Below are 13,675 nucleotides of genomic sequence, written 5' to 3' on the forward strand. Positions count from 1 at the left end.
TGGCACCCGTGAAGATCTTCACCTATGAGCGTCTGTCGGCGATGCCGTCTGTCCACGCTCCGCTGTCGGCTGTCCGGGTGGCCCTCACGGCCACCGCACGACCGTCGGTTCCGCAGGTGCACCAGGTTCAGGCCGAGCTGACCCTGACCGTCGCGCCCGTCGGAATCGAGGGGACCAGTGGCTTCACGGGCAATGGCATCCAGGTCGCCAAGAAGCGCATGGATGTCCGCGGCGTTCCACCTCGAGGTAAACCGGTCTGACCATCAGACACCGGCTCACCTCGAGGCCGCGGAACCCGTAACCGGGATCCGCGGCCTCAATTTTTTGCCCGCCGTAGCACGTCGGAATGCGATCCACGAGATCGAAGTGAGAGAGAGGTGACCGGGAGATGAGTCTGGCGTTGGCCCCCCTCGACATGAGCGTCGAGCTGGAGGCGAACCTGCCCTGCCGGAAGTTCGACCCCGACCTGTGGTTCTCCGACTCGCCCACCGAACTCGAGCTGGCCAAGTCGCTCTGCGGGGACTGCCCGCTGCGCGTCGAGTGCCTGGCTGGAGCCGTTGAGCGAGCGGAGCCCTGGGGCGTCTGGGGCGGCGAGATCTTCGAGCGTGGCGCGGTCGTCCCGCGCAAGCGGCCCCGTGGCCGTCCGCGTAAGGAGGACGTCGCCCGTGACGCCGAGCTTCGGGTCGAGGCCGAGGCGCGACTGGCGGCCAGTGGGCTGTCCGACGTGCGTAGCGCGGTCCGGTTGGCAGCCTGACATGTTCCCGATCCGTACCAACGACGCCGGTGTCACACCGGCAGTGAGAGAGAAGACGATGTTCAACGTCCCGAGTGGAGCCTTCGAGATGCAACTACTCAACGAAGCGTTGTCCCGGGCTCGAATGCGCCGGCCTCAGGCCGGTCGTACCACCACGAGCACTGAGGCAACCCGATCCGCCCGTACCGTCGCCATGAACAGCCGCAACCAGACGGCACGCGACCTGGGCGTTCTCTAGTACCACTCCACGCAGAAGGGCGGGTGCCGACCGGCACCCGCCCTTCGTCACGTCGTCAGGCGACCGGCGCGAAGCCGGGCAGCCAGCGTTCCAGGATGCTGCGGTACGGGGCCTTCGCCTCCAACTGGCACAGCACACCGATCGACCCGAGCGTCACCCGGTGGATCAGCAGGTACGACGGGGGCAGGTTGAGCTGCCTGCTGAGCTGGTACGTGGGGGAGCGAGGGCTGGCCAGCCGGCCCGCTTCGGCCCGCAGCCAGGCCCGGGTGAAGCGGAACCCGTCCGCCGCGATGGGCTCCAGCATCGGACGGATGAAGTCGAGGACGCCCTCGGCGTCGATCTCCTCGGCGGAGCCGATGAAGCCCTCCGAACGAAGCCCCGCCACCACCTCGTCGGCGTCCCCGCGCAGGGCCGTCGCGGCGATGCGGCCGATCGGCTCCGGTGTGCCCTCCGGCATCCGGGCCACCGCACCGAAGTCGATCACCCCGAGTCGGCCGTCGGGCAGCAGCCGGAAGTTGCCCGGGTGCGGGTCGGCGTGCAGCAGCCCGGCCCGCTGCGGCGCGGAGAGGTGCAGGGTGGCCATCAACCGGCCCGCCTCGTCCCGCTCCTCCTCGGTGCCCTCCCGGATGATGTCGGCCAGCGGGGTGCCCGTCACCCATTCGGTGACCAGCACCCGGGGGGCGGAGTTGACCACCTCCGGGATGTAGATCTCCGGGTCGTCGGCGTACGCGGCGGCGAAGGCGCGCTGCGACTCGGCCTCCAACTCGTAGTCCAACTCCTCGGTGATCCGCTCGCGCAGCTCGGTGAGGAGCGGCTTGACGTCCAGGCCGGGCTGGATGGCCCGGAACATCCCGCCGAGTCGGGAGAGCTGCTTGAGGTCGGCGAGCAGGGCGTCGCCGGCACCCGGATATTGGATCTTGACGGCGACGTCGCGGCTGTTCGGCGCACCGGTCTCGTCGAAGCCCGGCTCTCGCCACCGCGCCCGGTGCACCTGGCCGATGCTGGCGGCGGCGGCGGGAGTGTCGTTGAACTCGACGAACAGGTCCCGCCAGTCGGGGCCGAGCTGCTCGGCGAGCACCTTGTGCACGCTGGCCGCCGGCAGCGGTGGCGCCGCCTCCTGGAGCTTCGTGAGCGCCTGGCGGTAGGGCGCGGCGATCTCCTCCGGCAGCGCCGCCTCGAAGACCGACAGCGCCTGACCGAACTTCATCGCCCCGCCCTTGAGCTGGCCCAACACGCTGAACAGCTGCTCGGCGGTGCGTTGCTGGATCTCTGCGGAGATCACGTCGGAGGCGAGCCCGGTGACGCGCTTTCCCATGCCGAGGACCGTCCGGCCGGCGAAGCCGAGCGGTAGGGCGGCGAGCTTGGCGGTGCGGGACACGGCGCGGCGCGGGATGTCGGTCACACGGTCATTGTTACCGACCGGAGGGCTCCGCTGCTGGTCTGCGGCCGGGCTGGTGCGGACACCCGGCCCCGCGAGCACTCACAGGCCGGATGTGGCGGCCACCCTCGGCGACGGAAACCGCCCGCGCCGGTGATCTCCAGGGCGCCACCCAGCGTCTCGGGCTCACCGCCGTCGAGCTGCGTCAGCGCCTCGGCCAGCGCGTACCCGACGGCGGTGAACACCGTGCTGGTCGCGCCGGCGGCGACCGGATCGGTGGCGGCGAGCTGGGCGGCGAGCCGCGGCCAGTCCGGGTCGCGGTCGGCCCGGTGCAGCTCGACGCAGTGCAGGCAGGGCCCGGCGGGTGGGCGGACCAGCGGCCCGATGACCGGTACGCCCTCGCGGAGGGTGACCAGCAGGTGTGGCTGCCGCCGCTGGGCGTGGCCGGCGGCGAGCAGCCCGGGTGGCCGGTCCGTGCCGAGGTGGACAACCAGGTCCACCCGACCGCCCCGGACCGGACGGGTGCCGGTGCCCGGCGCGACGCGGCCGACAGCGTCGCGTACGGCAGGTGTCAGCGGGTGGCCCAGCTCGCCGGCGGGGATGCCGGTGCCGACCAGGTCGACGGGGCGTACCGGGCCGGTGAGCTGGGGGATGACCTGTCCGACGCCGGCCTGGGCCAGCGCCACCGCCAACGGCGCACCGAGCGCCCCGGCACCGGTGAGCGTGACCCGGGCGGCCCGCCGCCGCCGCAGGACCTGTGCGGGGGTGCCCGGCAGTCGGGCAGCGGTCAGGGCCAGGGCTCCGGCCTCCGCCGTCAGCCGGGCACGAACCGGGCCGGCGAGGTCACGGGGGAGCAGGCTGTGCGCGGGCACCAGCAGGCCGGCCGTCCGCAGGGCGTCGAGCAGCGTACGCGCCTCGTGGGCGGTGACCTGGACGGTGGCTGCCTGCGCCAGCACGGTGCGCTCGCTGCGGGTGCCGTCGATCAGGTCGAGCAGGTGGGCGGCTCGGGGGTTGGCCAGCTCCAGCAGCACGGCAAGCCCCGGCCCGACGCCGAGTTGGAGGGTGTGCCGGTCCCGCCAGAGCCGGTTGAGGCCGGGCAGCAGTGTGGGGCGGGGCAGTGGGATGCGACTCATGGTCGCTGATCGTGACCGTACCTTCGCGTTCGGTCGATCGTTGTCCACAGGTGCCCGGCCCTCTGTCCAGGGTTATCCACAGGCTTCGGCGGGTTTTCCACAGCCCGCCGGGACGCCTGTCAGTCACCCGACATCCCAACGCACCCCCGGACGGCGACGGGGCGGGGTGGCCGTCGGCCACCCCGCCCCCGTCAGCGGTACGGGTCAGACCTTGGCCTTGCCCAGGATGCGGTTCACTGTTGTCCCGCACACCGGACACTTGCCCTTGGCCATGTTCATTCCGGTCTTCGAGACCTCGACGTGTCCCTCGAAGTCCCGCTTCTCCTTGCACTTCACGCAGTAACCGTTGTAGGTCGTCTGGGCCTGGTCGGCCACGGTGCCCTCCTCGTCTCGTCCGCCGGTCGATGCCGTCCCGGCGGGGGTGCCCGGCGGCGGGCCACACGGGGCGCCGGCGCTGGGTTTCACTCCGCGGCCACCTTCGTGACCGCTGGTCCGCGGACCCTACCCAGGTCTGGGCAGTTCCATGTCAGCTGTGCATCGACACTGTGAGCAAGTCGACGTCGAGAGTGTGCACGGCGAAATAGGTCGGATAAGTCAGTTTGGCGGGGACACGCCGACCAAACCCTCACAGCCACCCGTGCGGGTGCCCCCCGAGGCCGCATCCAGGACGGTGATCACCTACGGTGAGAAGGCGTCGCGTAAGGCCGCCATCGGCGTTCACGAAGGGTGACGAGATGGCTCGACGACGTCGCTGTCAAGAAATTTTCCGGACTCCTGGCGACCAATCACCACTTTCTGGGCGCGTGTCGCACGGTTGACTCTTGCGGACCCCTGGTCAGTACGCATTAGCTTTCCTTCGTGACACGTAGCCGAGGCTGCGCGGGCCAGTGATGGCGGGGACGCGCAAGCCGGTCGTCGAAGTGCGGCGCAGCCAGCGCCGACGACGTACGGTGTCCGCGTACCGTGACGGTGAGCGGGTGGTCGTCCTCATCCCGGACCAGTTCTCCCGCGCCGAGGAGAGCGAGTGGGTCGACCGGATGCTCGCCCGGCTCGCCGCCCGGGAGGGACGCCTCGCCCGCTCCGACACCGAGCTGCTGGCCCGGGCCACCCGGCTGATCGACCTCCACCTCGCCGAGTACGCCTCGAAGGCCGTGCCGGCCAGCGTCCGCTGGGTGACCAACCAGAACGGCCGATGGGGGTCCTGCACTCCCGCCGACCGCAGCATCCGGATCTCGCACCGGGTCCAGGAGATGCCCGACTGGGTGATCGACTACGTGCTGCTGCACGAGTTGGCGCACCTCATCGTGCCCAGCCACAATGCCCGCTTCTGGGCCCTGGTCGGCCGCTACCCCAGGGCGGAGCGCGCGCGGGGCTACCTCGAAGGTGTGGCGGCCGCCTCCTGTGCTCCGGTCTCCACCTGATCTGGCCCTCGCCGAACCCTCGGGGCTCCCCGTCGACCTGAGCGCCTCGATCCACTCGTGTTCCTGAATACCGCGCTGTCGACGGCTCTCGGACACCGCGACGTCAATGACGTCGAGTCGATCATGCGGGCCTGTGGTGTCAGGGCGCTCCTGGCCGGGTCGATGGTCTGGGCCGATGGTCTGTGCCGATGGTCTGTGCCGATGGTGTGGGCCGATGGTCTCGGCCGATGGTCTGGGCCGATGGTCAGGCGGGTTGGGGCGGGTTCTGCCAGGTGGGCCGGACCGGATGGGGTGACACTGCGGGGCGGGGCGCTAGGGTCGGTGGGTGGCACGACGGGTGGTAGTGGCGTTGCTCGGGCCGGTCCAGTGGTCGCCGCCGGGCGTCGACCCGGCGGAGTGGCGGGCAGCGCTCGCGGAAGACGTCATCGACCTGCTCGCCACGCTCAACGAGGTGGAGATCGCGGTCGCGGTCACCCCGGCCGACCGGGCCCTGGCCGACGCGGTGGTCTGGCCCGGCACCGCTGTGTACGAGGTGGCCGAGCCGACGCCGAACGCGGTGTTCGCCGCACTGGAGGGCTACGACCAGGCGGCGGTGCTGGTCGGCGACGTGCCGGACCTGCCCGCGCTGACCGTCGGCAAGCTGCTGCGCCCGCTCACCACCCGACCCGTTGCGGTGGCCCCGGTCGACGGCGGTGGCGCGGGTCTGCTCGGTGTGGCGGTACGGCTGCCCGTGCCGGGCTGGGTGCCCCCACTGGACCTGGACACGGCGACGCCGGCGGAGGTGCGGTCCGGTGCCCCCCGACCCGGGGACGTCGCCGTCACCACCGGTTGGCGACGGCTGCGCGGCCCGGCCGACCTGGCCACGCTGGACCCGGCCTTCGAAGGGTGGGAGGCGACCCGCGCCCTGCTCTCCGGCACGGGCCGCCCCGCCTGACACCAACCAACCAGCCGGCCCTGGCCAGCCAGTCCTCGGCCAGCAGGCTCTCGGCCAGCTTGGACGAGTGGGTCCGCACCCAGGACGAGGCTGGCCCGCCGGCTCGACGTGCGGTGAGCGGTATACCGGTCATTCCCCGTCCGTCCCGACGGAGGTCGATGACAACCCCGCCGGCCCTGGTTGTGTTGTTCAGACGTCGAAGGCGACGTGTGCACCGGGCGCCCGCGACACACGCGGACGCCCGGGTTCGACGCTCAGGCGTCAGGGCCCAGGCTCACGCCTTGGTGTCGCCGTCGCCGTCGGTCTCGTCGGGCTTGCCGGGGGCCTTCTCCTCGACCCCACCGGGTGCGGTGAAGTCGAAGCTGTCCAGCTCGCTCAGATCCATGTCGTTCATGGCGAAGGCGACCGGATCGGCGAAGTCGTCGTCCGAGGGGAGCAGGTCCGGGTGCCCCCAGACGGCGTCGCGACCCTCGATGCCGCGGTGCTGGGTGAGCGCGGCCCAGAGCGCGGCGGCCTCGCGGAGCCGGCGCGGGCGCAACTCCAGGCCGACGAGCGCCGCGAAGGTCTGCTCGGCGGGCCCGCCGGCGGCCCGGCGACGGCGGAAGGCCTCGCCCAGCCGGACGACGTTGGGCAGCCGGTCGCTGGCGGCGCTGTCGACGACGTGGCACACCCAGCCCTCGACCAGGGCGAGCGCGGTCTCCAGTCGGGCCAGCGAGGCCTTCTGGGCGGGGCTGTCCTCCGGAGTGAAGATGCCCTCCAGGGCGATCGCCTGCATCGACTCCGGGTCGGTCGGGTCGACCCGGCCCATCGCCTCCTCGATCGCCTCCCGGTTGACCCGGATGCCCGAGGCGTACATCTCGACAGCGCTGAGCACGTGCCCGCGCAGCCACGGGACGTGCTGGAAGAGCCGCTGGTGGGCGGCCTCACGCAACGCCACGTAGAGGCGGACCTCGTCCTCGGGAAGCTCCAGGCCCTCGCCGTACGCCCGGATGTTGGCCGGGATCAGCGCGGCCGTGCCGGCCGGGCCGAGCGGCAGCCCGATGTCGCCGGCGGAGAGAACCTCCGCGGCGAGCGAACCGAGGGCCTGGCCGAGCTGGCCGCCGAAGAGCGCGCCACCGAGGGTGGCCACCATCGACTGCATCGGGCCGAGCTGGGCACGGGCCTCGGGCGGCACCAGGTCGCCCATCGCGCCGACCATCCGGCTGGCGACCGGGTCGCAGAGCTTGCGCCACACGTCCAGCGTCTTGAAGATCCACTCGTTGCGGTTCCAGGCGACCGGCGACTGGATGCCCGACGGCCACGCCGAGGCCGGCTCCAACCACAGGTCGGCCAGGCGCAACGCCTCCTCGACCGCGTTGCGCTCATACGGTGACACCGCCGGGTCGCCGGCGGCCGCGAGCTGGCTGGCCGCTACCTGCCGGGCCAGGTCCCAGTTGACCGGCCCGCTGCCCGGCGAGGAGAGCAGGTGCTGCATCTGCGACATGAACTGCTGCATCTGCGCGGGATCGTTGGGGTCTGGTGGTTGCCCACCCGGGAGCGCGAAACCGAACGGAATATCAGGCACGACGTCTACGGTACGCGGGCCGCGCCCCTGGTAGCCGCCGCTGGCGTTGCGCTGAGGGCGAAGTCGCGTGGCGCATCCGGCGGGCGGCGTCCGGCCGGTCGGTACGCTCTGCGGCATGAGACGTCGCGGCCTGACGGTCCTGCTCGGTGCCCTGTTCACCGCCCTGCTGAGCATCGGGGTGCTCCGGGTTCCGATCCCGTACGTGGTGCTCGGGCCCGGTCCGACGGTCAACACCCTGGGCACGGCCGACGGCAAGGAGGTCATCCAGATCTCCGGGCGGGAGACCTCGACCTCGGCCGGGCAGCTGCGGCTGACCACGGTGGGTGTGCAGCCCACGGTGCGGCTGCGGGGAGCGATCGCGGGGTGGTTCTCCGACGACGAGGCGGTGGTGCCGCGGGAGCTGGTCTACCCGCCCGGGGAGTCGACGGAGCAGGTCGAGCAGCGTAACGCCGAGGACTTCAAGGCGTCGCAGACCAGCGCGGAGACCGCCGCGCTACGGGAGCTGGGCTTCCCGGTGCAGGTGGTCATCAAGACGGTGTCCGGGGACGGCCCGGCCGCCGGGGCGCTGAAGGCCGGCGACGTGATCACCTCGGTCGACGGTCAGCCGGTGCCGGTGGCCGCGAAGGTCACCGAGCTGGTCCGGGCCAAGCCCGTCGGCACGGCGTTGACCATCGGCTACACCCGCGACGGCGTACCGGCCACCGTCTCGGTGACGAGTCGCGAGCAGGACGGCCGACCGCGCATCGGTGTCGAGATCGACCAGCAGCAGCCGCACCCGTTCACGCTCGGCATCGACCTGGAGGACATCGGCGGCCCGAGCGCCGGTCTCATGTTCGCTCTGGGGATCGTGGACAAGCTGACCCCGGCGGATCTCACCGGTGGGCAGATCATCGCCGGCACCGGCACCATCGACGACGAGGGCGCTGTCGGCCCCATCGGTGGGATCGCCCAGAAGCTGGTCGGCGCGAAGCGCGCCGGGGCGAAGGTGTTCCTGGTTCCGGCGGACAACTGTGCCGAGGCGGTCCGCAATCCCCAGCCGGATCTGCCGCTGTTGCGGGTGGGCTCGTTGGACGAGGCATTGACCGCTCTGGAGACGTTGCGCGGGGGCGGTCAGCCGACCCGTTGCTGACCGACGTGACCGTGCCCCGACACGTTCAGGATCACCCCGTACTCTGGGTGCCTGGTCGGAGCCGATCACATCGAGCGTGCGGAGCCAACAGTGGTCATGCGTAGCAGCAGCCCCCTTCCGAGGATGAGCCGGCGCGGGCGCGTCACCATCGCCGTCCTGGTCGGGGTGTTCGTGCTCTTCACCCTGCTCGGGTGGGGTGTCCAGGCGTGGACCGACTGGCTGTGGTTCGACGAGGTCCGCTACACCGAGGTCTTCACCGGAGTCCTGCTCACCCGGCTGGTGCTGTTCCTCGCCGTCGGGCTCGGCATGGCGGTGATCGTCGGCGGCAACCTGTGGCTGGCCCACCGGTTGCGTCCGCGGCTGCGCCCGCACTCGGTGGAGCAGGCCACCCTGGAGCGCTACCGGATGGTGCTCAGCCCGCGACTCGGCACCTGGATCGCGTTGACCGCCGCGGTGGTCGGTCTCTTCGCCGGTCTCTCCGCGCAGAACCGGTGGAACCAGTGGATGCTCTTCCGCAACGGCGGTGACTTCGGGATCAAGGACCCGGAGTTCGGGGTGGACATCGGCTTCTACGTCTTCCAGTTGCCGTTCTGGCGTTACCTGCTCGGCGTCGCCTTCACCGCTGTGGTGCTGGCGGTCATCGGCGCGCTGGCGGTGCACTACCTGTTCGGCGGGGTTCGCCTCCAGGGTGTCGGGGACCGGATGAGCAACGCCGCCCGCGCGCACCTGAGCAGCCTGGTCGCTGTCTTCGTGTTGCTGAAGGCCATCGCGTACGTGTTGGACCGGCGGGCGATGCTGCTGGAGTACAACGAGGGCGTCAAGCTGTACGGCGCCGGCTACGCCGACGTCAACGCGCTGCTGCCGGCGAAGGAGATCCTGGCCTACATCTCGATCGTGGTGGCGATCGCGATCATCGTCTTCTCCAACGCCTGGATGCGGAACCTGGTCTGGCCGGGCATCTCGCTGGCGCTGCTCGGCGTCTCCGCGGTGGCCATCGGCGGCATCTACCCCTGGGCGGTGCAGACCTTCGAGGTCAAGCCGAGCGCGAAGGACAAGGAAGCGCCGTACATCCAGCGCAGCATCGACGCGACGCGGGCGGCGTTCGGGCTGGGAGCCACGCAGACCACCCCGTACGCGGCGAACAACCTCACCCCACCGGCGAGCCTGGTCACCGACACGTCGGTGGTGCCCAACGTGCGGCTGCTCGACCCGCAGTTGGTCAGCGAGACGTACACCCAGCTCCAGCAGGTGCGTGGCTTCTACGACTTCGGCCCCAAGCTGGACATCGACAGGTACGGGGTGAACGGCAAGGTCTCCGACTACGTGGTCGGCGTCCGGGAGATCAACTACGGCGAGTTGACCGACCAGCAGAACACCTGGATCAACCGGCACACCGTCTACACCCACGGGTATGGGCTGGTGGCCGCCCCCGCCAACCAGGTGGTCTGCGGCGGGCAGCCGTTCTTCGTCTCCGGCTTCCTCGGCGAGAAGACCCAGGAGGCGTGCTCCTCGCAGACCGAGCAGATTCCGGCCAAGCAGCCGCGGATCTACTACGGCGAGCGGATGGCGGCGGACGACTACGCGATCGTCGGGCAGTCCGACCCGAACAAGAAGGCCGAGTTCGACAGGCCGGTCGGTGAGGGTGGCGGCGAGTCCTACACCTACACCGGCGAGGGTGGCGTCGAGATCGGCTCGTTCACCCGGCGCCTGCTGTACGCCATCAAGGAGCAGGAGTCGAACTTCCTGCTCTCCGAGGCGGTCAACAAGGACTCCAAGCTGCTCTACGTGCGCAATCCCCGGGACCGGGTGGAGAAGGTCGCGCCGTTCCTCACCCTGGACGGCGACCCGTACCCGGCGGTGGTGGACGGTCGGGTGCAGTGGATCGTCGACGGCTACACGACGGCGGCCAGCTACCCGTACGCCGAGCGGGTCAACCTGCAGACCGAGACGACCGACGAGTTGACCAACCGGGGCACGTTCCAGCTGGCCCGGGAGAACGTCAACTACATGCGCAACTCGGTGAAGGCGACTGTCGACGCGTACGACGGCACCGTGACGCTCTACGAGTACGACGACACCGACCCGGTGCTCAAGGCCTGGAACAAGGCGTTCGGCGGTGACCTGATCCAGCCGAAGGCGGACATCCCGGTGGAGCTGAACGAGCACTTCCGCTACCCGGCGGACATGTTCAAGGTGCAGCGCAACCTGCTCACCAAGTTCCACGTGACCAACCCGGGCGACTTCTACTCCGCACAGGACTTCTGGCAGGTGCCCAACGTGCCGGACGCTCCGGACAGCGGCCAGAAGCAGCCTCCGTACTACCTCTTCACCCAGTTCCCGGGCCAGGACAGCCCTCGGTTCCAGCTCACCTCGGCGGTCACCCCGAACGGCCGGCAGAACCTCGCCGCGCTGATCTCCGGGTCGTACGTCGACGGGAAGCCTCGGCTGGAGGTGCTGGAGTTGCCGGACCAGACCCGGATCTCCGGCCCCGTCCAGGTGCACCAGCAGATGACCAACAACGCGAACATCCGTCAGCAACTCAACCTGCTGTCCAGCAACCAGGCACAGGTGCAGTACGGCAACCTGCTCTCGTTGCCCTTCGCCGACGGCATGCTCTACGTCGAGCCGGTCTACGTGAAGAGCAACCAGCAGGACGCGTACCCGCTGTTGCAGAAGGTGCTGCTCTCGTACGGTGACGGTGGCTCCTTCGTGGCGCTCGCCGACAACATCAACGACGGCATCAAGCAGTTGGTCGAGCAGGGTAAGAAGGCCGGGCAGGGCGCGCCGCCGACTCCGCCGCCCGGGGGCAACCCGACGAGCCCGACGCCGACGCCCACGCCGAGCGGGTCCGCCACGCCGACGCCCACGCCGAGCGCCGGCGCCAGCACGCCGCCGCCGACCGGTGACCTGGCTGCCGCCGCGGACCGGGTGCAGACCGCGATCACCGAGGTGCGGGCCGCGCAGGCGTCCGGCGACTTCGAGCGGTACGGGCGCGCGCTCAAGACGTTGGACGAGGCGCTGACCGCGTTCCAGCAGGCGCAGCAGGCCGCCAACCCGAGTGGCAGCCCGAGCGCCGGCGGCTGATCCACCACCGGGAGTCGTCTCGGAGCCCCCGTCGTCGGACCGCAACGGTCCGCACGGCGGGGGCTCCGCCGTATCCGCGGACGCGCCCCGCCTGTCACCTCGCCGACACCTGCCGCAGGCCCGCAACCTGGGACAACGTTCCACCGTCCTCATGTGCAACGGGGTGGGGACGGAGGGGGAGCAGCCGTGAGGGACGCGCAGAGCTTCGACGACTTCTACCGCAGCACCGCGCGGCGGATGATGCGGTACGGCTACGCGGTCGCCGGTGACCACAACGAGGCGCAGGATCTGGTGCAGGAGGCGTACACCCGGGCCTGGCGACAGTGGGGGCGGTTGTCCGAGCATCCCGCGCCGGAGGCCTGGCTGCGGCTGGTGGTGGCCCGGTTGGCGACCGATCGGTGGCGGCGGCTGCGCAGCCTGCGCTGCGCGCTGCGGACCGCCGGGCCCCCACAGCCGGTCGCGCCGCCCAACGAGGACAGCGTCTTGCTGGTCCAGGCGCTGCGTCAGGTGCCGGCGACCCACCGGCAGGCGTTGGCTCTGCACTACCTGTTCGACATGCCGGTCGACGAGATCGCTCGTGAGGTGGGCGTACCCGTCGGCACTGTGAAGTCCTGGCTCTCCCGCGGCCGGTCCCGACTCGCCGCCCTGCTGCCCGATCTCGCCGACGTGGAACTGGAGGCCAGCGATGTCGCGTGAACTGTCAGAGATGTACCGGTCCCTCGCCGCCGACGCGGACACCCGTGCGCTGGCCGTCCCGGACGTGCTCCGGCACCAGGCCGACCGTCGGGCCCGTCTGCGTGCGACAGGCGGCGCCCTGGCCGTGGCGTTGGTCGCGGGCGGCGTGGCGGTCGGTAGCCAGGTGGTTGCCGTCCCGGCGACGACGACCGTACCCCCGCCGGCCGGCACGCCCACGTTCCCGTCACCGCCGGTGTCACCGACGCCGGACACGACAGCCGCGCCACCGTCGCCGCCGGTCCCGCCCACGACGCCGGGCCGCTCCCCGGGTACGGCGTCGGCGTTGCCGAGGGCCACCAGCGCGCCACCCCGTACGCCGACCAGCATTCCGGATCGGGCGTTCTTCGCGCTCGCGCCGGCCAACCAGACCGGCATCGCGCCGGAGTTCCGGGACCTGGAGACGCTTCCGGGCCTGTGCGGTGCACGTCTTGCGAGCGAGGCGGTGGTGCAGCGCCGAACCCGGCTCCTGATCTACAAGCTGCCGCAGAACCCCGGTGAGGGGTACGTCCCGGACGGCACCTACGCGCACTCCATCACCATCTATCGGGCCGGGCGCGCCGACGACGTGCTGGACGAGCTGCGGGAGGCGGTGCGCGACTGTCCGGTGCAGAAGCGGCCGGGCAGCGACACGCCGTTGCGGAGCACGCAGCGGCTGCTCGCCGACAGCGGGTACGGCGACGAGTCGGTGCTGTTCGAGGTGCGCAGCCCAGGTCAGGACGTCAACGGCGATCCGACCGGCGTGGAGGACGTACGGCTGGTCCGGGCGATCCGGATCGGCGACGTGGTGACGATTCTCTGGGAGCAGGGTTGGGAGAACACCTCCAGCCAGCGGGCCCAGGTCGACGCGGACAGTCGCCGCGCGGTCGCCGCCATCCGGGCCTGGCTCGACTGACGTCGGCGTGGCCGGTAGCTCCCCCGGGCGGATTCCGATGTCGTTTTGCGGGGCCCGGGGGTGGTGCGCTACGGTTATCGAGCCGACGCGGGGTGGAGCAGCTCGGTAGCTCGCTGGGCTCATAACCCAGAGGTCGCAGGTTCAAATCCTGTCCCCGCTACGAACGAAAGCCCGTCTCCGGTTCGCCGGAGGCGGGCTTTCACCGTTGCGGGCATCGCCCGGAGGCGCTCGGTGACCCCCGCTGATCATCGTCGGCGCGGATGGGCTAGTCTTAACGGGCCGACGCGGGGTGGAGCAGCTCGGTAGCTCGCTGGGCTCATAACCCAGAGGTCGCAGGTTCAAATCCTGTCCCCGCTACAACTGAGAAAAGCCCGACCCCATCTGTGGGGTCGGGCTTTTTGGTGCCGCCGTGC

Annotated in this window: 12 protein-coding genes and 2 tRNA genes; 10 read left to right on the forward strand and 4 right to left on the reverse strand. The window is 70.9% G+C overall.

Features of this window, described 5'->3' with window-relative positions; all coding sequences use genetic code 11:
* Positions 1-41 precede the first annotated feature (41 nt).
* Both GA0070612_RS10610 and GA0070612_RS10615 read left to right on the forward strand, forming a co-directional pair.
* A complete protein-coding gene (locus tag GA0070612_RS10610) occupies positions 42-260 on the forward strand; it encodes a hypothetical protein (RefSeq protein ID WP_408630563.1) in 219 nt (72 codons plus the stop codon).
* 128 nt (positions 261-388) lie between these two features.
* Positions 389-754 carry a WhiB family transcriptional regulator gene (locus tag GA0070612_RS10615; protein WP_088987757.1) on the forward strand — a complete coding sequence of 122 codons (366 nt, stop codon included), beginning with the start codon at positions 389-391 and terminating at the stop codon, positions 752-754.
* Positions 755-1,047: 293 nt separating this feature from the next.
* Here the strand turns inward: GA0070612_RS10615 and GA0070612_RS10625 are convergent, their stop codons facing one another.
* The 3 genes from GA0070612_RS10625 to GA0070612_RS31385 form a co-directional block, all read right to left on the reverse strand.
* A complete protein-coding gene (locus GA0070612_RS10625) occupies positions 1,048-2,394 on the reverse strand; it encodes an ABC1 kinase family protein (protein WP_088987759.1) in 1,347 nt (448 codons plus the stop codon).
* A complete protein-coding gene (locus GA0070612_RS10630; protein WP_088987760.1) occupies positions 2,391-3,503 on the reverse strand; it encodes a TOMM precursor leader peptide-binding protein in 1,113 nt (370 codons plus the stop codon). The genes GA0070612_RS10625 and GA0070612_RS10630 overlap by 4 nt, the downstream gene beginning before the upstream one ends.
* Before the next feature lie 204 nt (positions 3,504-3,707).
* Positions 3,708-3,878, reverse strand: coding sequence for a DUF5679 domain-containing protein (locus GA0070612_RS31385; protein ID WP_167457767.1), 171 nt, complete (start codon positions 3,876-3,878; stop codon positions 3,708-3,710).
* Positions 3,879-4,393: 515 nt separating this feature from the next.
* On the opposite strand from GA0070612_RS31385, the gene GA0070612_RS10635 reads away from it, so the two are divergent.
* Positions 4,394-4,924, forward strand: a complete 531-nt coding sequence (locus tag GA0070612_RS10635; RefSeq protein ID WP_088987761.1) for a M48 metallopeptidase family protein — start codon at positions 4,394-4,396, stop codon at positions 4,922-4,924.
* Between the two features lie 325 nt (positions 4,925-5,249).
* Positions 5,250-5,858, forward strand: coding sequence for a hypothetical protein (locus tag GA0070612_RS10640; protein ID WP_088987762.1), 609 nt, complete (start codon positions 5,250-5,252; stop codon positions 5,856-5,858).
* Positions 5,859-6,132: 274 nt separating this feature from the next.
* Here GA0070612_RS10640 and GA0070612_RS10645 read toward each other — a convergent pair whose 3' ends face one another.
* Positions 6,133-7,353, reverse strand: a complete 1,221-nt coding sequence (locus GA0070612_RS10645; protein ID WP_088987763.1) for a zinc-dependent metalloprotease — start codon at positions 7,351-7,353, stop codon at positions 6,133-6,135.
* Between the two features lie 184 nt (positions 7,354-7,537).
* Here GA0070612_RS10645 and GA0070612_RS10650 point away from each other — a divergent pair, with 184 nt between their 5' ends.
* From GA0070612_RS10650 to GA0070612_RS10675, 6 genes are all read left to right on the forward strand, one after another.
* Complete coding sequence (locus GA0070612_RS10650) at positions 7,538-8,551, forward strand: YlbL family protein (protein ID WP_197699345.1); 1,014 nt, start codon at positions 7,538-7,540, stop codon at positions 8,549-8,551.
* A gap of 96 nt (positions 8,552-8,647) precedes the next feature.
* Entirely contained in the window at positions 8,648-11,635 is a 2,988-nt protein-coding gene (locus GA0070612_RS10655; RefSeq protein WP_088987764.1) for a UPF0182 family membrane protein, read from the forward strand.
* Between the two features lie 186 nt (positions 11,636-11,821).
* Entirely contained in the window at positions 11,822-12,331 is a 510-nt protein-coding gene (locus tag GA0070612_RS10660) for a SigE family RNA polymerase sigma factor (protein WP_088987765.1), read from the forward strand.
* A complete protein-coding gene (locus GA0070612_RS10665; protein WP_088987766.1) occupies positions 12,321-13,262 on the forward strand; it encodes a hypothetical protein in 942 nt (313 codons plus the stop codon). The genes GA0070612_RS10660 and GA0070612_RS10665 overlap by 11 nt, the downstream gene beginning before the upstream one ends.
* A gap of 86 nt (positions 13,263-13,348) precedes the next feature.
* Positions 13,349-13,422, forward strand: a tRNA-Met gene (locus tag GA0070612_RS10670).
* 123 nt (positions 13,423-13,545) lie between these two features.
* A tRNA-Met gene (locus GA0070612_RS10675) sits at positions 13,546-13,619 on the forward strand.
* Positions 13,620-13,675: the final 56 nt, after the last annotated feature.

It is taken from the genome of Micromonospora chokoriensis, assembly GCF_900091505.1.
GTDB lineage: Bacteria > Actinomycetota > Actinomycetes > Mycobacteriales > Micromonosporaceae > Micromonospora > Micromonospora chokoriensis.

Excerpts from the sequence above, each read along its gene's own strand:
- GA0070612_RS10610 (WP_408630563.1), top strand. The coding sequence starts at position 42 with ATGCCGTCTGTCCACGCTCCGCTGTCGGCTGTCCGGGTGGCCCTCACG.
- GA0070612_RS10615 (WP_088987757.1), top strand. The coding sequence starts at position 389 with ATGAGTCTGGCGTTGGCCCCCCTCGACATGAGCGTCGAGCTGGAGGCG.
- GA0070612_RS10630 (WP_088987760.1), bottom strand. The coding sequence starts at position 3,503 with ATGAGTCGCATCCCACTGCCCCGCCCCACACTGCTGCCCGGCCTCAAC.
- GA0070612_RS10635 (WP_088987761.1), top strand. The coding sequence starts at position 4,394 with ATGGCGGGGACGCGCAAGCCGGTCGTCGAAGTGCGGCGCAGCCAGCGC.
- GA0070612_RS10645 (WP_088987763.1), bottom strand. The coding sequence starts at position 7,353 with ATGCAGCAGTTCATGTCGCAGATGCAGCACCTGCTCTCCTCGCCGGGC.
- GA0070612_RS10650 (WP_197699345.1), top strand. The coding sequence starts at position 7,538 with ATGAGACGTCGCGGCCTGACGGTCCTGCTCGGTGCCCTGTTCACCGCC.
- GA0070612_RS10655 (WP_088987764.1), top strand. The coding sequence starts at position 8,648 with ATGCGTAGCAGCAGCCCCCTTCCGAGGATGAGCCGGCGCGGGCGCGTC.
- GA0070612_RS10665 (WP_088987766.1), top strand. The coding sequence starts at position 12,321 with ATGTCGCGTGAACTGTCAGAGATGTACCGGTCCCTCGCCGCCGACGCG.